Annotated in this window: 16 protein-coding genes and 1 tRNA gene; 12 read left to right on the top strand and 5 right to left on the bottom strand. The window is 45.1% G+C overall.

All coding sequences use genetic code 11. The features are described from left to right. The first annotated feature begins 18 nt into the window (after positions 1-18). From pepF to ABK01_RS01150, 4 genes are all read left to right on the top strand, one after another. Entirely contained in the window at positions 19-1,851 is a 1,833-nt protein-coding gene (pepF, locus tag ABK01_RS01165) for an oligoendopeptidase F (RefSeq protein WP_253675916.1), read from the top strand. Positions 1,852-1,869: 18 nt separating this feature from the next. After that, positions 1,870-2,847 carry a M28 family peptidase gene (locus ABK01_RS01160; RefSeq protein WP_253675915.1) on the top strand — a complete coding sequence of 326 codons (978 nt, stop codon included), beginning with the start codon at positions 1,870-1,872 and terminating at the stop codon, positions 2,845-2,847. A gap of 162 nt (positions 2,848-3,009) precedes the next feature. Beyond that, positions 3,010-3,098: transfer RNA gene (locus tag ABK01_RS01155), tRNA-Sec, on the top strand. A gap of 22 nt (positions 3,099-3,120) precedes the next feature. Further along, positions 3,121-4,254, top strand: coding sequence for a sigma 54-interacting transcriptional regulator (locus ABK01_RS01150; protein WP_253675914.1), 1,134 nt, complete (start codon positions 3,121-3,123; stop codon positions 4,252-4,254). On the opposite strand, the gene ABK01_RS01145 is transcribed toward ABK01_RS01150, so the two are convergent. After that, a complete protein-coding gene (locus tag ABK01_RS01145) occupies positions 4,181-4,981 on the bottom strand; it encodes an RNA methyltransferase (protein ID WP_253675913.1) in 801 nt (266 codons plus the stop codon). The two genes, ABK01_RS01150 and ABK01_RS01145, sit on opposite strands and share 74 nt — an antisense overlap. Positions 4,982-5,088: 107 nt before the next feature. Here ABK01_RS01145 and ABK01_RS01140 point away from each other — a divergent pair, with 107 nt between their 5' ends. The 3 genes from ABK01_RS01140 to ABK01_RS01130 all read left to right on the top strand — a co-directional run bounded on the left by ABK01_RS01140 (position 5,089) and on the right by ABK01_RS01130 (position 8,264). Then, positions 5,089-5,805, top strand: a complete 717-nt coding sequence (locus ABK01_RS01140; RefSeq protein ID WP_212565717.1) for an SDR family NAD(P)-dependent oxidoreductase — start codon at positions 5,089-5,091, stop codon at positions 5,803-5,805. A gap of 82 nt (positions 5,806-5,887) precedes the next feature. Continuing rightward, positions 5,888-6,445 (top strand): STAS domain-containing protein, encoded by a 558-nt coding sequence (locus ABK01_RS01135; RefSeq protein ID WP_212565716.1) that lies wholly within the window; start codon positions 5,888-5,890, stop codon positions 6,443-6,445. A gap of 313 nt (positions 6,446-6,758) precedes the next feature. After that, positions 6,759-8,264 carry an IMP dehydrogenase gene (locus ABK01_RS01130; protein ID WP_253675912.1) on the top strand — a complete coding sequence of 502 codons (1,506 nt, stop codon included), beginning with the start codon at positions 6,759-6,761 and terminating at the stop codon, positions 8,262-8,264. Between the two features lie 81 nt (positions 8,265-8,345). Here the strand turns inward: ABK01_RS01130 and ABK01_RS01125 are convergent, their stop codons facing one another. After that, positions 8,346-9,716, bottom strand: coding sequence for an ATP-dependent 6-phosphofructokinase (locus ABK01_RS01125; protein WP_253675911.1), 1,371 nt, complete (start codon positions 9,714-9,716; stop codon positions 8,346-8,348). A 179-nt stretch (positions 9,717-9,895) separates the two neighbouring features. Here ABK01_RS01125 and ABK01_RS01120 point away from each other — a divergent pair, with 179 nt between their 5' ends. From ABK01_RS01120 to ABK01_RS01105, 4 genes are all read left to right on the top strand, one after another. Further along, positions 9,896-11,431: a DUF5312 family protein gene (locus ABK01_RS01120; RefSeq protein WP_253675910.1), complete on the top strand. Its 1,536-nt coding sequence runs from the start codon at positions 9,896-9,898 to the stop codon at positions 11,429-11,431. Positions 11,432-11,491: 60 nt separating this feature from the next. Next, positions 11,492-13,030 carry an NAD(P)H-hydrate dehydratase gene (locus tag ABK01_RS01115; RefSeq protein WP_253675909.1) on the top strand — a complete coding sequence of 513 codons (1,539 nt, stop codon included), beginning with the start codon at positions 11,492-11,494 and terminating at the stop codon, positions 13,028-13,030. A gap of 37 nt (positions 13,031-13,067) precedes the next feature. Further along, positions 13,068-13,529, top strand: a complete 462-nt coding sequence (locus ABK01_RS01110; protein ID WP_253675908.1) for a hypothetical protein — start codon at positions 13,068-13,070, stop codon at positions 13,527-13,529. A 63-nt stretch (positions 13,530-13,592) separates the two neighbouring features. Next, complete coding sequence (locus ABK01_RS01105) at positions 13,593-14,351, top strand: glycerophosphodiester phosphodiesterase (protein ID WP_212565712.1); 759 nt, start codon at positions 13,593-13,595, stop codon at positions 14,349-14,351. Here ABK01_RS01105 and ABK01_RS01100 read toward each other — a convergent pair. From ABK01_RS01100 to gltX, 3 genes are all read right to left on the bottom strand, one after another. Further along, a complete protein-coding gene (locus ABK01_RS01100) occupies positions 14,308-15,330 on the bottom strand; it encodes a CDP-alcohol phosphatidyltransferase family protein (protein ID WP_253675907.1) in 1,023 nt (340 codons plus the stop codon). The genes ABK01_RS01105 and ABK01_RS01100 overlap by 44 nt on opposite strands. A gap of 97 nt (positions 15,331-15,427) precedes the next feature. Then, positions 15,428-16,780 carry a glycine--tRNA ligase gene (locus ABK01_RS01095; RefSeq protein ID WP_253675906.1) on the bottom strand — a complete coding sequence of 451 codons (1,353 nt, stop codon included), beginning with the start codon at positions 16,778-16,780 and terminating at the stop codon, positions 15,428-15,430. A 20-nt stretch (positions 16,781-16,800) separates the two neighbouring features. Beyond that, complete coding sequence (gene gltX, locus ABK01_RS01090) at positions 16,801-18,324, bottom strand: glutamate--tRNA ligase (protein ID WP_253675905.1); 1,524 nt, start codon at positions 18,322-18,324, stop codon at positions 16,801-16,803. 320 nt (positions 18,325-18,644) lie between these two features. Here gltX and coaD point away from each other — a divergent pair, with 320 nt between their 5' ends. Further along, on the top strand, positions 18,645-19,130 hold the full coding sequence (coaD, locus tag ABK01_RS01085) for a pantetheine-phosphate adenylyltransferase (RefSeq protein WP_212565708.1): 486 nt from the start codon (positions 18,645-18,647) through the stop codon (positions 19,128-19,130). The last annotated feature ends 59 nt before the right edge of the window (positions 19,131-19,189 follow it).

Below are 19,189 nucleotides of genomic sequence, written 5' to 3'. Positions count from 1 at the left end.
GTATTGTATAGTGAACGTATGAAAAACTCAACGGTACCCCTCCGCTCGGAGGTCGCAAAAAGCGACCAATGGGATTTAAGCAAACTTTTTACAAATGATACGGACTGGAATGCTTCACTGAAAGACATTACCGCCGCAAAAGACCGCGTATTAACCTACAAAAACGCCTTTGCCGCACCTGAAAAACTGACTGCCGAAACGGTGCTCGGCTGTTTACAGGCGGTGGAAGCGGCGTCTCGTATTTCGGAAAAGACAAGCCATTATGCCTTTTTGATGAAGTCGGTGGATGAAAGTGATCCTAAAAACATCGAACGGGTTTCTCTTGCGATGATGGCCGACACGGAACTCTCTTCCGAAACAAGCTGGTTTATTCCTGCTTTGCTGGAGATTCCCGAACAGAACATCCGCAGCTGGATTGATCCTGCCGGAAAGACCGGAGCTGCTTTTGCTCCGTACAAAGTCTTTATCGAAAAACTGATCAGATTAAAGGCTCATACATTGAGTGAAAAAGAAGAAAAGCTCCTTTCGCTTTTAGCCGAATCGCAGGATGTCGAACGCCGCAGCTTCTCGACGCTTACGAATGTAGACTTCCGTTTCGGTTCGATTGAAACTCCCGACGGAGCGAAAGAGCTTACGCAATCTTCATATTCACAGTTCTTAATCAATCCCGACCGAAATATCCGTAAGCAAGCATATATGCAATTTTACGGCACGTTCGACACGTACAAAAATACGATAGCATCTTTGTACACCGGTCAGGTGCAGCAAAATATCGCGCTTGCCCGTATCCGCGGATACGGTTCCGCCCGTGAACAGGCGCTCTATCCCGATAAGGTTCCGACGGAAGTATACGACAACCTTATCAGCACAATCCGGAAAAACTTGGAGCCGCTGCATCATTTTTATGCACTTATGCAAAAATCGCTCAAACTTGATGAGCTGCGGCACTACGATGTGTATGTTCCGTTGGTGGGCGAAGTGCGGCGGCACACTCCGTATAACGAAGCCGTCGATATGATTACCGAAGCGTTACAGCCGCTCGGCGATGAATATGTTACCACGCTGCGGAACGGACTGCTCGGCGGCTGGGTTGACAGGTACGAAAATAAGGGCAAGCGTTCCGGCGCTTTTTCGTGGGGCGGCTTTGAAGGCGATCCGTATATCATGGTCAACTACAAAGAGGATGTTATCCGGGATGTGTTCACCCTTGTGCACGAAGGCGGGCATTCCATGCACTCGTGGTATTCAGTGCGGAACAATCCGTTTTTAAGCTACAACTACACGATTTTTGAAGCAGAGGTTGCCTCAACCTTTAACGAGGAGCTGTTGTTCCGCTCTATGCTGAAAAACACGAGTGATCCCAAAATGCGGGCATACCTGCTGAGTATTCGTGTAAGCGATATTCTCGCAACACTCTACCGCCAGACGATGTTTGCCGAATACGAACATATCACGCATAAGTTGGTCGAAGAGGGAACGCCGCTTACCATCGAGAACCTTCGCAGCGAGTATCGCAAACTGTTGACTGCTTACTTTGGCCCCGCGATGCACTTTGAGGAATGCAGCGATCTTGAAGGCTTGCGTATCCCGCATTTTTATAATTCGTTCTATGTGTACAAATATGCAACCGGTGTTTCCGCATCGCTTGCCCTTGCCGAACGGGTATGCTCGGGCGGAAAAACGGAGCGGGAGGATTACTTTAAGTTTTTAACCTCCGGCGGTTCCCGCTATCCCATCGAGTCGCTGCGGATTGCCGGTGTCGATATGGCTTCTCCCGAACCGGTTGAAGCAGCCTGTAAGCACTTTGCGCACTTAGTAAGCGAGCTTGAAAAAGCCTTAGCCGCTCTATAACCCGATTGCTCTGCCGCCGTGACTCTTGAACAAGCTCAAGCGATTATCGATTCGCCTTTTTTCAGCGCTTTTTTAGAACCGGCGGCAGACCGGCGTGCCTTTATAACGGAATGGTTGGCGGCGCAAGGAATTCCCTACCGTACCGTTACCCTTCAAGATAAAACACACATTGTTATTACCTACCGGCAATCCGCGTACAATCCCCGCTTTAAGATGAAAACGCTGATAGCGCACTATGACCGCGCCGCCGGTACACAGGGCGCAAATGATAATTCCGCCGCCTGCATACAGCTGTTGCTGTTTGCTCAAACGCTGCTGCAAAAACGGGATGCGCATAACATCCGTATTATCTTTACCGACGGCGAGGAAGCGGGCGCGGATGGCATTAAAAACCAAGGGGCATACCGTTTGGGGCAAGGCCTACGTGCGCTTTCAATGCAGCAGGATGACATCTTTGTGTTTGATATGTGCGGCAGCGGGGATACGCTCATCCTTTCAGAGTCGGGGATATACGGCAGGGATACACGGAAAACGGCGGCGCTTACGGCTCTGCATCGGCGCTGCCGCATCTATGCCGACGCCGCGTGCAGGGGGCGCTGGCTTTCGCTGCCGACTGCTTACAGCGACAACGCGGGGCTTATTTCCGCCGGATTAACCGCGCAGGTCATCACCGTATTGCCGAGGGCGGAAGCGGAGCTGTTAATGCGGTATATGCCGCACTCGGCTGGAAGGCCCCTATCGGGTAACGTGCATTCCGCCGGATGTCATAGGTCGTCCGAAATATCCTCCAACGAAAGCGCCGCTCAAGCGCTTCAACGGTGCATTATCACCAATGCACACGTTCCGCCTGATTCACCGCTTGCCGCCGTCATTCCGCAGACATGGCAGCGGATGCACACGCCGCAGGATAGGCTTGAAACACTGACACCGCAAGCCTTTATCCTAGTAGATAAAATGCTTCGGTATCTGGCGGGGGTGAAAGAACCGGTAAAGTGAAGAATATCCGTTCCCATCGTACTCTTTGCAATAACGATATGATTTTAATCTCAATACGGTATTGTGATTAAAAAATGCTTGTGAATCTAAAAAAACTCAAAGCGGTAGGGTTGCTTAAAAAAAAGTTTCATTTTATACTAAAACATAATTCCTCTTATCAATGGAAGCTGATGGGATCTGGTGGTCTTCGCGGTCTTCAAAACCGTTGGTTGCATAATTCGCAACGGCAGGTTCGATTCCTGCCTCTTCCGGTTTTCTGTTGTAGGTGTGGCTGTGCTAAGTGTTTTGTTTGTTGCAGCATTTTCGACAGATGCCGAAAAACTCGCTTGTGTGTCTAAGAAAGTTTGGTCGGTAGACTACATATTGGATAATCGAGCAGTCCTATCGTGTTTAGAAGAAAAAGCATACGACGTTCTGTTATTTGATTTTGAAGCGGGAGGCGAATACCCGCCGAATATACTCAAAGAAATTTACGGGCAATATCCCATTTTACCTATCTTTTTATTATCACATCAGCACTGTAACTTCGTAGAAAAGGCAGCCTTTGCAACAAATATGATATTAGGGTGTTTTTCAATTCCGTATGAATTCAATATATTACATAATACTATCCAAAATACGCTTGAAGGAAAAATTATCAGAATAATCGATATGTATGATATAGATCCGGTAACGGCGCCGCTTTATACAAAACTACAGGGACAGAGTATCGAAATTCAAATAGTACGGAATTTTATTTTACAGACGGCGCAGCAACATTCTCATGTATTGCTTTACGGAGAAAGCGGTTCAGGCAAAGAAGTTGTTGCTTCACTTATCCATCACTATTCTAAAAATCGCCCCGGCAAATATCTACCGATAAATACTACCTGTATTGCAGAAGACCTTGCAGAGAGCTTATTGTTCGGTTCGTGCAAGGGCGCCTATACTGGGGCAATCGATAAAGAAGGTCTTTTTTCGGAAGTAGATCAGGGAACATTATTTTTTGATGAAATAGAGAATCTTACACTGAATTTGCAAGCAAAGCTCTTGCGGGTTATTGAAACACATGAATATTATAAACTGGGGGGAACTAAAAAGCACTCTTCTGATTTTAGATTGATTTGTGCGACGAATTGTGATTTGCAAGAGATGGTTGATCAAGGTCTTTTCCGGTTGGATCTTTTTTATCGTCTTGATGTTGCACATCTTATTGTTCCCCCGCTGCGCCAGCATAAAGAAGATATCGGAGTGCTGGCATATAATTATTTAAAGCAAACGAGAAAATACTTATCACGAGAGGCGCTGTCTTTGCTGTGTAAGTATAGTTGGCCGGGGAATGTCCGCGAACTTTTTAATTGTCTGGAACGGGCGGTATTTGCAGCAAAGGCATCTCCTGTACTGTTTCCGCAGCATTTCGACATTTAACATAGCACAGCTTTTGAAAAAGCTCTTCCAAATACCGTGCTTCCCGGGCGGATAATCCCGCTCTTGCAATTATTTCTTGGAAAAAACGGATGTTGTCTTCTTTCCCTGCATGTTTGAAAAGTCCTATTTTACATAAGCAGTTGTTGATATGTTCCGATGCCGATGTGATCCGTGTATACGGAATGCGTTCGTATCCATACTTTCGGGGGCTATAGGCGCGGAAGAGGGTATAGCAGATAATTTGCACGGCGTGGGAAAGATTAAGCGATGGAAAATCGGGCGCCGAAGGGATATTGATCGCTACCGAGCATACATTTAACTCTTCATCGGTAAGCCCTGTTCGTTCATTTCCGAATACGATGCCGGTAAGCCCCTCTGCCGTGTTAAATGAAAATGAAGCGAAGTCTTCCGGGGTCATTCCCCATGATTTGCGTTTTTCGCCTACTCGTCGTGTTGTTCCGGCGACAATACCGCAATCAGCAACAGCTGCTTTTAATCCGGTGATCGAGGGTTCAAAAAAGCATGCGTTTTGCCAAAGCGCCCTCGCATGAATTGCCAAACGGAGGATTTCATTTTCGTCGTAATCCGCTCTATTGCCTACAATACGTAAATCAGTACAATTATTGTTAGCCATCGCTCTGCAAACGGCGCCGATGTTACGGCTTATTTCAGGGCGGCAGAGAATAACCGCAACCGGAAGCCGTTCTTGAGAGGTTGAAGTATCCATAGCAATTATTTTGTAGAGAACGCTTGCTATGTCAAGTGCTTCGGAGTATAATGGAAGAGACATAAGCGTGGAGACTATCTAACAAACCGTATAAGAAGGAATACGCTATGGATAATGTGCTGCAAGGTAAAAGTGCGTTGGTCGTCGGCGGTACAAGCGGAATTGGGTACTGCTTAGCGCAAGCTCTTTTAGAGGAATCTGCTTCTGTCGTGATGCAGGGGCGGAGCAATTCAAACCATGTTACAAGTCTTTGCAGCCAAGGAAATGTAGCCTGTTTTATCTGCGATTTGCAAGAAGTCTCCTATGTGGAAGAACTGTGTAAATATGCCAATGCTGCCGATATCCTGTGCATTGTTTATGGTCCGTTTTTGCAAAAGCCGCTTGATATGACTACTGCGAAGGAGTGGAACACAACCGTATATGCGAACTTTACCCTGCCGGGAATACTGGTTTCATCAGCTTTAGCCGGTATGAAAGCGCGGAATTGGGGGCGTATTTTGTTATTCGGTGGTACGGAAACGCATATTTTACGCGGTTTTCGGACAAATGCCGTATACGGAGCGGCAAAAACAGGGATTATGTCTCTTGTAAAATCCGTGAGTATGGAATATGCTCAATATGGTATTACGGCCAATGCCGTTTGCCCCGGGTTCACCGATAGCGGCTTGTTACCTGAAGAGACGCGGGTTCTATGGGCAAAAAAAAATCCGGACGGTAAACTGGTTAATCCGTCTGCAATTACAGATGCTGCGCTTTTTTTGTTAAAAGATAGCGCTTATAATGGGGTTATAATGCCGGTTGACAAAGGATGGTCGTCGTTTTAAATCTAAACCCCTTGAATAGGGATATGAATACAGGTATAATTTTTATTTAAGAACATAACAGACTGATATAAAGGATTGTCATATGAATGATGCAGAAATAATTCAGAGTTTCGACAACGAAAAAGACAAAAGCCTCAAGATACAACTTCAAAAGGTAGAAGGGCTTGAAAAATGTATCGTGATTATTCTGTCGGGATATATCGATACATACAATTCAACATTCTTTCAAAAAAGAGTTACAACCCTTATTGATGCGGGTTATGTTCAGCTTATTTTCAATTGTTCCCATTTAGATTATGTTTCGTCCACAGGTATCGGCTCGTTTACCGCATTTTTAAAAGCTGTTAAAGGAAGAGGCGGTGATATCGTTCTGCTAAGCCTTCAGCCGAAAGTCTATGAAGTGTTTCAATTACTCGGGTTCGCTAATTTCTTTACGATTCACGATTCTTTAGAAACCTCTATCGACTTCTTTAAAAACAAAGGGTCAAAGGCTGCTCCTCAGACCAATCTTTTCCCTAAAATTTTCTCGTGTCCTATCTGTGCAAAAAAACTAAAAGCGCCTCGCGCAGGTCGCTTCCGCTGTTCCGAATGTAAGACTATTCTGGCGGTTGATAATAATGCACAGGTTTCACTCGGTTAATATTATATAACAGTATTACTTGTGAAGAAGTTGTGGATATCTTATAAGCCACATATCTGCGATTTTTGTTTTTTGTTATATCGCCTATATCGTTTCTATTATGTAAAGTGTTATGTGTAAAGATTTTACCCTCTTTTAATATAAAATGAATTCTATTTATATCAGTTAAAAAAGAGAGAAAGCAATAGAACCGTATTGATAATAACTTGTGGATAATTTGTCATGTCGGTGAGTAAGCTGTGAATAATCGATGTCGAATGAAATATTGATAAAAAACGCTTCCTAAAATATGATGTAAACGTGAGGAGAAATTATGGCGTACTATTATGAAGAACCGTCGCATACTTTTAATGAGTATCTGTTAATTCCGCGTTATACCGGCGTTGAACATAGCCCTCAAAATATTGACCTGCATACGCCGCTTACTCGTTTTGCTACCGGAGAAAAACCGCTCTATACGCTCAATATTCCATTGGTTTCGGCAATTATGCAATCGGTTTCCAATGACAGTATGGCGATTTCTCTTGCAAAAGAGGGCGGTTTATCCTTTATTTTCTGTTCACAGAGTATAGAAAAACAAGCTGCCATGGTGGCTGCCGTTAAAGACTATAAAGCCGGTTTTGTAGAAAGTGATTCAAACTTAAAACCTGAGAATACTTTGGAAGACGTGTTGCGTTTAAAAGAAAAAACAGGGCATACGACGGTCGCTGTTACCGATGACGGTACTGCACATGGTAAACTACTCGGTGTTATTACCGGTCGTGATTATCGTCCAAGTAGGATGGCGCGGGATTTAACCGTTTCAAAATTTATGACGCCGATTGAAAAGGTTCATTATGCCGGTGAAGGCGTTACCTTAAAGGAAGCAAATGATATTATTTGGGAATATAAGCTCAATTCTCTTCCCGTTCTTGATTCCGAAGGAAAACTTGTAGCGTTTGTATTTCGCAAAGACTATGAAAGCAAAAAAGAGCATCCGAACGAACTGCTTGACGAAAAGAAGCGGTACTTGGTGGGGGCGGGGCTGAATACCCGCGATTATGAGCAGCGGGTTCCTGCGTTGATTGCCGCCGGCGTCGATGTTTTGTGTATTGACTCCTCAGACGGCTTTTCGGAATGGCAGAAACGTACTATTAAGTTTGTAAAAAAGCAATATGGTGAAAAAATTCCCATTGGGGCAGGAAATGTTGTTGACGAAGACGGTTTTATCTTTTTGGCGGAAGCAGGAGCTGATTTTATCAAAGTAGGGATTGGCGGCGGCTCCATCTGTATTACCCGCGAAACCAAGGGCATCGGGCGTGGGCAGGCAACGGCGCTTATTGAAGTCGCCAAAGCCCGCGATGCTTACTTTAAAAAAACAGGGATTTATATCCCCATCTGTTCCGACGGCGGTATTGTGTATGATCATCATATTACAATGGCGCTTGCAATGGGCAGCGACTTCTGTATGTTGGGGCGTTACTTTGCTCGCTTTGATGAAAGCCCGACAAACAAAATATTGGTAAACGGCAGTTATATGAAAGAATATTGGGGCGAAGGTTCGTCGCGGGCGCGGAACTGGCAGCGTTATGATTCCGGTGGCGACAGTAAGCTTGCGTTTGAAGAGGGCGTTGATTCCTATGTCCCTTACGCTGGCTCATTACATGACGGTGTTAAGACAACGCTCTATAAAGTACGCTCCACAATGTGCAACTGCGGTGTGCTAACCATTCCCGAGTTGCAAAAGAATGCAAAAATAACATTGGTCTCACCTTCCAGCATTGTAGAAGGCGGCTCTCACGATGTTGTGCTGAAGGACGTGCGTTCCTCTATACGCTAAAAAAATTGCCGCCCTCTTCTATAGAAGGCGGCAATCCACCGCATATCTGTGCTTTACGCACGATAATAGGCGATATGGTGTTTACTTATGTGCGGAATGATGCTCAGTATGGTCTTCGTGAATCTTATTTTTCATCAATGGAGGCTGACCGGTTGCATCAAGGGCATCGCGCCAGAGGGAGCCGTCCGGTTCAACATAGTTGCGCGAACGGACAACGACACTAATTGGTAAGTGAACAAACTTGTTATACATCAACCCTACAATCAGTTTAGTCTTACCTGCCATAGCAGCATGAACCGCATTGTTTCCGAGCCGTTCGCAGTAAATAGAGTCAACCGGCGCTGCCGGTGCAGAACGGATTTGGTAGCTCGGATCGATATACTTTAAATTGATATGGATGGATTTTGACTTAAAGTATGTTTCAATTTGTTCTTTTAAGAATACGCCGATATCCGACAGGCGCTTATTCCCCGAATCATCGGTTTCATTTTTGCTCTGCATTAAGTCTTGGCCTGCCCCTTCCGCAACGACAATGACCGTGTAATGGCTTTGCTCCAAACGGTCTTCCAAATGCTTTAAAAAGCCGTTTTCGCCCCGCATATCGAAAGGAATTTCGGGAATGAGGACAAAGTCAACCTCATGGCTCGCAATAGCCGTGTGCGTTGCAATAAAGCCCGATTCCCGTCCCATCAGCTTAACTAATCCGATACCGTTAATCTGAGATTGTGCTTCCATACGGGCGGCGGCGACAGCCTCAGAAGCTTTTACGACTGCCGTGTCGAAGCCGAATGATTTTTGAATGAATGACAAATCGTTGTCAACGGTTTTCGGAATGCCGACAACGGAGATACAAAGATTACGCCGTTCAATCTCCTTTGCAATTTCCAAAGCGCCTTTTTGCGTTCCATCTCCTCCGATAACGAAAAGGATGTTCAAGTTAAGGCGTTCTATTCCATCAACAATTTCGACGACACGGGTGCCGCCGCCGCGCGAGGTGCCGAGAATGGTTCCTCCCGTTTTATGGCATGCATCGACAACCGTCGGATTTAAGGGCATAACGTCAAAATGGTAATCCGGCAGGAGTCCTTTAAAACCGAAGCGGATTCCGCTAATCCGTTTAACACCGTAGCGTCTCCATAAGCAGCGTACGACAGAACGGATAACGTCGTTAAGGCCGGGGCATAATCCTCCGCAGGTGATAATGCCTGCATGGACATGGCTCGGATTAAAAAATATTTTTTCCCGCGGGCCTGCTTTTTCGATCAGCTGTTCACGTTTGAAGGGGCCGTACTGCTCTCCTACTTTAGATTCCAGCCGAAAGCGAATAAAATCTTCATTGGTAACGTAATTAGCGATACGGTCTCCGATTACGTTTGAAAGGTGAATGGGAGACGGTATTTTACAGGCGCCGAGTGTTTCAATGGTAAAATCGAATTCTTCATCATGCCGCATAATGAACCTCCGTTATATCGAAAGTATCAAGCTCCAAATCAAGGGGGCCGTATTTTTATCTTTCTATAATTATTGATGATAACCAATATCACAGTATCATAAATTTGCGGGGCAGAAAAGAGAGAAAAAGCTTTTTTTGATTGACAGATTTCTCAATTTTCTTCATTATAAGGATACCTATGGCACAGAAAACAGAATCTTTCCTTACACGCATATTACAGCTTTTTTTTCCGCGGGATGATGCAGAGGCGATAAAGAAACGGCATTTAAAGACGTTGGCAAAGGAAATTTCAAAAAGTAAATTCGGAAAGTGGTATAAACCCTCTTCTGAAGAGCTTCAACAGCAGATGGCTCGTTTCTTTTTTGAACTGTATAAGATTGTCGGTCCTGCACGAGCGCTTCTTGCAAGTGCAGCCTCTTCAAAGGTTCTCAAGTCTATCACCGTAGAACAAAACTTATCAAAGCATCAGCATCAACTGCGAGAAAAATTAACACCCGAAGCGATTAAAGAGCGAGCAAAAACAACAAATCCCAAAGAGCTGAGTCTTCAGGTGCAGAAGGAATTTGATGTTTTTATGCGTGAACTTGACGGTAAGAAGATAGATGAAATCGATACACTGTACCGGCAGCTTAATGAATTTATCCACTTTGTACTGTTTGACTATTATTTCTTTTTAAAAAAATTTGATCCTGCTTTACCGGAAGATAAATTTTCTTATACGCCGAACTTTTCGAATGTGAACGGCGAGTATCTTAAAGATGAATTAAACGATTTTATCGTTGTGCTCAACGGGCTTTCCCTTGATGCAAATTGGGAAAAGCTTTTTGCAATTATTACCGCATACAAGAATGTACAGCCGGTTAACGCCCCTCAGTGGAAAAAACACCTCGGTCTTTTAAATGACGTGCGCCGTACTCATATTCTGGAAAAAATCATTCAGCACATTACAAAAAATCCAACCTACACGGTGGAAATCAGTCCTTTCACCGAAAAGGTTACCGACGACTATCTTAAACAAATAGAGAGATCTATTGATAATACGTTAAAAAACATTGTTGAGGAACAAAAGAATTCTCAAGTAGCAGTGCTAGTGCAACGTGTATTCGGGAATACCATTCCTTCAGGTACTAAAAACTATAATCCGCGCTCCAATGCGGCATTTGAAAAACGGGGACTTGACGGTTATATCTATGCCGATGCAATGAACTACCTCAAATCATTTTTAGTTGAATACTTTAAGAGTGACGTCAGGGCGCTCTCCGATTTAATTTTAGTACGCGGACAATGGACACAGCAGGTTCTGTCTGCCGAATATTCCGAAAGCTATCATAATTTAATGCATATTTCGACCAAACTTTTAGAATTTGACGAAAAACTTTCAGAAGTTTCCGAAATGGGAGTAAAATTCCATACGTTGTTGTCTCGAATGGAGCGAGAAAAAGAAGCCGGTCGGCAGGTGCAAAAGCATTTGAATGATGTTAACGAAGCGGCATTTAAATTGCTTAAAGTTGCTATTAAAAATATTATGACGCTTGGAAATGCCATAAAGAACTGTATTGCCGATTATGATAAGCCGCATCGTGATTTACTACAAAACTGGAAAGAAATCGAACAACATTCGGACAGACCGATACGGGAATGGATGACCGCCGTTTATACAAAGATTTATAATTTTATTATGCTGGAACAGGTTGTTCTAAAGAAAGAAGAATAGCTGACGCTCGGAATTACAGTGTTTATCTAATTGAGGGTATCTTTCTGAAAGGACTTTTTGATGGAAAAGATATTTGACTCGGTACGGGAGCTTGATAAGCGGGCGGAAGATGCCTTTAGTCTAAAAAACGGCGTACTGATGGAGAATGCTGCCCGAGGTATGGCCGAACGTATCCGAAGCGTTCTTTCGCCATGGTTATCATACTTGCAACATATACAGGGTGATGCAGGGGCGGAACCTATTTGGAATCTGCGGTATCCGCATAGAGCGCTATCGACTCCGCAAAGCGTGTTGCCGCATCCGCAGGTAGAACCGCCGCTTGTACAGGTTGTCTGCGGTTCCGGTGATAACGGCGGCGACGGGTTCGCACTTGCGCGGATGCTTGCCGATTTTTGTACCGTTCGTGTCATTTCCGTAAAGGAACCAAAATCACCATTATGCAAACTGCAACGGGAGCGGCTTCGTCTGCTCGGTATTCCGGTAGCTGCTGAATTGCAGGAACGCTGCGATGTACTTGTCGATGCGCTGTTCGGTACGGGTATCCGCGGCAGCCTCGATAGCGAAATGTGTGCGGCGATTGATCGGATGAATGCCGTACACGGTTATAAGGTTGCCTGCGATATTCCGAGCGGTTTAAATGAATTCGGTATACCGTCGACTGTTGCGTTCCGCGCCGATGAAACTTGTACCATGGGTGCCCTTAAAACCGCTCTCTATGCCGACGCCGCAAAGGATTATACCGGCGTCATTCATGTGTGTAATCTTGGGCTGCCGCGGCGCTGCTACGAAGGCCAAACCGACACCTTTCTCCTGTCCGTAGAGGATATGAAGTTGCCTCATCGCGCCGTACAAAATACCCACAAGATGAGCTACGGACACGGTGTGTTTTTCTGCGGCGAAAAGACCGGCGCTTGTATGCTAGCTGCCTCTGCAGCGCTCCATTTTGGTATCGGTTTGGTTACCGTGTTCGGAGCGCCTATGCCTGCTGCCCCGTTCGATTTTATGTATGCGGCAGAGTTGCCCGAAAACTTTTCCGCCGCGATGATCGGCTCCGGATTAGGGCGAAGTTCCGATGCACAGGCACGGGCGCTCGATTTCCTTTCACAAGAGCACGTTCGGGAACATCCTCTCATTCTTGACGCCGACATACTGCATAACCCCAAGCTGCCTGAACTGCTGCCGCTTTTAAAAACGCCTATTCTAACGCCGCATCCTAAGGAGTTCCAAAGTCTGCTTGCAAATAGCGGCCTTGCGCAGGTAAGTGTTGCCGAAATACAGGATCACCGATTTGAATATTTGAGACTGTTTTGCGGCGCTTTCCCGCAGGCAGTCATAGTATTGAAAGGCGCTTATCCGCTTATCGGCTGCGGAAGCCGCGTATTTGTAAATTCGCTCGGAAGCAATGCGCTTGCCAAAGCAGGTACGGGCGATGTTTTGAGTGGGATGATTACCGCATTAGCAGCTCAAGGCTATTCTCCCGTTGAGGCTGCGTATACTGCAAGCCTTGCCCATGCGGAAGCGGCAAAACTACTGCATACTTCCGACTACGGTTTAACGGCAAGCGCACTTGCGGAAGCTGCCGGCAGGTTTGGATGCTAAAGGATTGAAAGCATATATAGTCCATTAGGAGTATATTATGAGTGAAAATGAAACTGTAGAAAAGAAAAAGCAGACACTGCAAGACATTGACATACCGAAATATATCCGAATTGCCAATGTTATTTTTATTGCTCTTTCTATTATTGCTGCAGCACTTAATTTAGTTATTGATATTTTAACGCAGGGGCATGCGACATTAAAGCAATTAGCATATCTCTTATTCAATTTTCGAACAAAGGCCGTATTTTTTCGTGGTGTTACAATTTATTGCTCAAATGATCAGTTCAATCAAAGTAATATTCGGCGCATTGATTGTCAGCCTTATCGGTTTTTTTATCGTTCTACACTTTCGCCGTCTGTACGGAATGTTACGAAGAATGGTATAACGCAACTTGCACGGATAAAAGCCGCCGGTGCAATTCTGATTAAAGCTGCTCCCCTTTATTTAGGTGAACAAATTCCTATACAAACTTCACCGGGAAGTGCAACTGACGGCTAAGTTTGGAACGCATTGGAAATCCCTTCCGTGTACATCATTGTCCATCTGTGCTATAATTCCTGCATGCTAAAAAAAACAATGCTCAATATTGCACATAGGGGATTTCGCAGCCGGTACCCTGAAAACACCATGCTCGCCTTTCGGAAAGCGGTGGAAGCAGGCTGTGACGGCATCGAGTTTGATGTCCATCTTTCGAAAGATGGAGAAGCGGTCATTATTCACGATGAAACGGTTGACCGGACAACGGACGGTACGGGTTTGGTCGGAGAGAAAACATACCGTGAACTAAAATCGCTGAATGCGGCAAAACCGCATCCCGAAACAATAGATTTTGCAGCCATTCCTTCGTTGCGGGAATACTTTGAATACATTGCAGCGCAGCCTAATATCATTTCGAACATCGAATTAAAAACAGGTGTGTTTATCTATGATGGAATTGAAGAAGTTGTATATCAGCTGATGAAGGAATACAAATTGATTAGCCGCTGTATCATATCTTCTTTTAATCACGAAAGCGTATTGCGGATGAAAAAGATCGACCCTACAGTGGTATGTGGGCTATTGGTAGACAGTTGGCAAATCCATCCCGAACAGTATGTGCGAAACCTCGGTATCGAGTGTTATCATCCGTCAGCTTATTGTGTAACACCTGAACTGGTTGCCGCTTTACATAACACGGGTATTCGCATCAATCCGTGGTTTGGCAGCATCCAATGCGATTATCGGCAGCTGCTCGAAATGGGAGTAGACAGCCTTATTACCGACTACCCCGATCAGATTACCGCGTTGTTGAAAGACCTTCGCTCGGCGGCGGTGGATTAATCCAATACCAGTACCGTCGGTTTATTTTGACAAAAGCGGCAAATTTTATTCCAACCCGTATTGCCAAATATACAATTTGTAAATGCTGAATAAGCGAGGTATAATTCGGAATCAAAAAGAATAATACGAATGAAAGAGGAATGATAATGTCCGGCAAGCATTCACGGCTACCAAGGTTTGTCGCTGCTAAAAGCGAAGCAAGAAAGAATACGTTGTAGAAACTTACTACACCTGTGATATACACCATATTACTATTCCCAAAGAGATAGGCAGCGGTATAGGTAACGGCAAACGATAGTATTAAATGTGTAATGAGCCGTGATGAAATTGCACGGGAACGAACAATTGAATGAATTGCGGAGATAGCTGTTCCCGTCATAATAATGATAATCAGCGCTTCACCACCCGTTATATTGAAGATAAGCACCGCGTCTGCTGCCGTGTGAATTGACGGTATTGACATAAGCCACGATGTCAGACCGATAGCAATAATTCCTTCATTGGATCCGAGCTTCCCAAAGCACATTACTCGCCGCTTATAGCGTTCCCAGAAACTTCCAATCTGCCCCGCATATAGATTAAAGAAACCTATTGTAATAAGAGCCGGTTTTGTTACTCGGAAAGAAATCATCAGAATACCCATCAAAAGACCGGTTACAAAACAGTCCAAAAAATGATCAAAGTATTCGCCGAGCGGTGAACCGGTTCCTGTTTTCCGAGCCTGCTTTCCATCGGCACAATCGCCGGTCAGATAAATCAGTGCAAGTAATGGAATAAGCCACCAATGCTCGTACCTTCCGATATAATACCCATGTACTGAAATACAAAAAGCAATGATAATAGAAAGAAAGGAAAAGAATGTAATAAAGTTTGCCGGTAGACGGTATGGTAAAATTTTTACCAAAGGATTAACAAAAAACTTATACAATACCGGTGATAAAATGGATTGATCGTCTGCGCTATATGAATATTCGGTCATTAAAAAACTCCGCGTAAGAAGTGATGAACTCTTCCCGCACAATGCCGGTGCCGCTTGTTATGCGGTGCTGCCTGCCATTATACGGGAAAATACAGCCTTACGCTCTGGTGTAATTTTTTATTTCGGTTCTGATTCGGTTTGCAAGCTCTGCACGGGGAACGCGTACTTGCTCCATAGAATCGCGGAATCGTAAAGTTACGGTTCCATCTTCTTTGCTGTCATAATCGACGGTAACACAGAACGGAGTTCCCGCTTCATCCTGACGGCGATACCGTTTACCGATTGCGCCGGATTGGTCGTAGTCGGTACGGAAGTCTTCACGTAATTCCGCTTGAATTTCCTGTGCCAGTTCCGCAAGTCCGTCTTTCTTCATCAAAGGTAGCACCGCTACGGTAATCGGCGCAATAACAGGGTGAAAATGCAGCACGGTTCGCCAATCGTCATCATTGCCTTTGTCGGCAACTTTTTGCTCTTCGTATGCATCGCAGAGGAACATCAACAAGTTGCGCGTTAAACCGGCGGAGGTTTCGATGATATACGGAATATACCGTTCGTTGCCGTTATCTTGATCGATATACTGCATATCCTTACCGGAATATTCGGTATGGCGAGTTAGGTCAAAATTCGTGCGGTTGTGTACGCCTTCAAGCTCTTTAAAGCCCATCGGGAATTCGTATTCAATATCGTAAGCGTCTTTTGCATAGTGAGCAAGTTCATCGGGGCCATGCCGGTGCCAGCGTAGCTTATCCATCCGTACGCCGTGCTTTTTGTAGAATGCCCACCGCTGCTCGCGCCAGTAGTTAAACCACTCGTCATCGGTACCGGGCTTTACAAAAAACTGCATTTCCATCTGCTCAAACTCGCAGGTACGGAAGATAAAGTTCTTTGTTACAATCTCGTTGCGGAAGGCTTTACCGATCTGCGCGATACCGAAGGGAATTTTCATACGGTTGGACTGCGCGACGTTTTTATAGTTCACATAGATACCCTGCGCGGTTTCGGGACGTAAGTAGATGAGGCTGCTGTTATCGTCTGTTGGTCCGATATGGGTTTTAAACATCAGGTTGAACTTCCGTACATCGGTGAGTTCACCGCCGCAATCGGGACATTCCTTTTTGGCTAACTTGTTTTGATCAATCTGATCGGCGCGGAAACGAGCTTTACACTTTTTACAGTCAACTAACGGGTCGGTAAAGTTTTCCACATGTCCCGATGCTTCCCACACGCGCGGGTGCATCAAAATGGCTGCATCGATACCGACAATTGAGTTGTGCAGCTGGGTCATTTCCTTCCACCATGCGCGGGCGATGTTGTTTTTTAATTCAATCCCGAGCGGGCCGTAATCCCATGCTCCGTTCTGTCCTCCGTAAATTTCAGAAGACTGAAATACAAATCCGCGCCTTTTACATAGGCTGACAATTTTTTCCATTGAAATTGCATGATCTTCCATACTGTAAACTCCTTTTTTCGTTATGCGAACCGTTCTTTTATTGTTTTTTCGATCCGGGCAATAGAGCGATCGATGCCCAATATCTGGATGGAACCGATAAGGGGCGGGCTTACACGGCTGCCGGTAACTGCCATACGCATCGGCATCATAAAGTCTCCAAGCTTAACGCCCATAGCCTCTGCTTCCGCACGGAACAGGTCGCTTGCTGCGTGTTCATCCATATTTGCAATAGAAGGCAACACGGTCTTTGCTTTTTCGAGTACCGCCTTTGTTTTTTTCGCATCCAATTTCTTGGGGATAATCTCTTCCGCAGGCGGGACAGCAGGCTCTTCAAAGAGGAAGCGTACCATTTGCGATGCTTCCGTCAAAAAGTGCAGCCGTTCCTTAATAAGCGGCATAACCCTCATCAGCATTGCTCTTTGCTCGTCGGTTGGTTTGAGTAAGGTCTGGTCTGCAAAGCGTAAGCCGACAGCATCTCGTGCCTTTTGATCCTGCTCTCCGAATATACCGGAGTTCGCAATGAACGGCCATGTCAGCTCAAAAAGTTCTTCATCGGTTTTAAGCCGCATGTACTGCCCGTTAAACCATTCCAACTTTTTATAGTCGAAAATTGCCGGCGCTTTGTTGATGTGTTCGGGATTAAACCGTTCACCCAATTCTTGGAGCGAGAACATATCCCGTCCTTCTTCATAAGAACAGCCGAGCATCGCAACATAGTTGATAATCGCTTCTTTTAAATAGCCGTTATTGCGGAATTCATTACAGCTGGTCGCGCCGTGCCGCTTGGAAAGCTTATGGCCGTCATTTCCCATTACCATCGGTAAATGGCAAAAATCAGGGTGCTCCCACCCGAATGCCTTATACATCAACACATGCATCGGTGTAGAGGGAATCCATTCTTGGGCGCGCATGACATGCGTAATCTTCATTAAATGATCATCGACAACGTTTGCCAAGTGATAGGTGGGGAAGCCGTCGCTTTTCAGCAAGATGGGGTCGGGGTTGATGTCTTCATTTTTCCACTCGATTGTACCGAGAAGGACATCATGGAACACCGTTGTTCCTTCAAGCGGCACCTTGAGGCGGATAACATAAGGTTTTCCCGCTGCGATATTCGCATCGATTTCTTCCTGCGTTAAATTGCGGCAGTGCCGATCATATCCCGGAGGCATTTTATTCATGGTTTGAATTTTTCTGATGCGTTCGAGCCGTTCTTCATCGCAAAAACAATAATAGGCATGGCCGCTTTTGACGAGTTTATCCGCATACTCGCGGTATAATTCGGAACGTTGCGACTGAATATAGGGGGCATACGGACCGCCGCGGGGGCCGCCTTCATCCCAATCAATTCCAAGCCAGTCAAGGGTATCGTAAAGGTTTGTTTCGTATTCCGCCGCATAGCGGGTTTGATCGGTGTCTTCTATACGCAAGATAAATTTTCCACCGGTTGCGCGGGAAAAAAGATAATTAAATAACGCAGTGCGTACTCCGCCAATGTGCTGAAATCCTGTCGGAGACGGGGCATAACGGCTTCGAGTTTCCATAGTGTGCTCCTAACCATTTTTTAAGAAAATGACAGTCTATAATTATAGAAACTTTTATCCTTTTGAGCAAGAGTATGGATTCGTACAGCATAGAGCGTTCAGCAATATCTCAAAAGTTGGTTACTTTTTTCGACATCTCTGCGATGTTTAAATCTAAAGATCAAAACCGCCGCCATCCGTATCGATAAAAAACGGCGGGTAAAAAACTATTTGCGGTTTAGTCTTTTGTACGGTACAATAGACACTATCGGGCACCGGTAAAAATCGGCGTTGAGCTTTTAGCGGCGCTCTATCGTATAAAATAAGGAATATGCTGCATTATGGTAAAAGCTGTCTTTGCGGGTTCATTTGATCCTCCCACGTTCGGCCATTTGAATATTATTGAGCGGACACAAAAGCTCTTTTCAGAAATACACGTTGTCATTGCCGTAAATAAAAACAAGAGTTATTGCTTTTCCGGCGAGGAGAGGCTGGAGGTTATACAACAATTGGTTTCCCGTTGGAATAATGTTTCAGTACATCTGTGGGATTCGCTGATTGTCGATTATGCGAAGAAAATTAAAGCGGACGTTCTTATCCGCGGCGTTCGGAATGATAACGATTTTTTATATGAATTCGATTTAGCGATGATGAACAAAAGTTTGAATCCGCAGATCGAAACGTTGTTCTTGGTACCCGACCCTAAGTTTTTTGTACTGCGCTCCAGTTCAATTAAAGAACTCGCTGCCTTCGGCGGTGATGTGTCGACTATGGTTCCCCCCATCGTTGAAGCGATGCTGAAAAAGAAGTTTTCACCCAAAAAATAGCAGTAATACCTTTACCTTACTTCTGTGCGAAATTTTACCTAAAATTTCGCACCTCTATT

The organism is Treponema sp. OMZ 305, assembly GCF_024181325.1.
Lineage (GTDB): Bacteria > Spirochaetota > Spirochaetia > Treponematales > Treponemataceae > Treponema.
The sequence above is the reverse complement of the archived record's forward strand: the minus strand, read 5'-3'. Positions and strand labels throughout refer to the sequence as shown.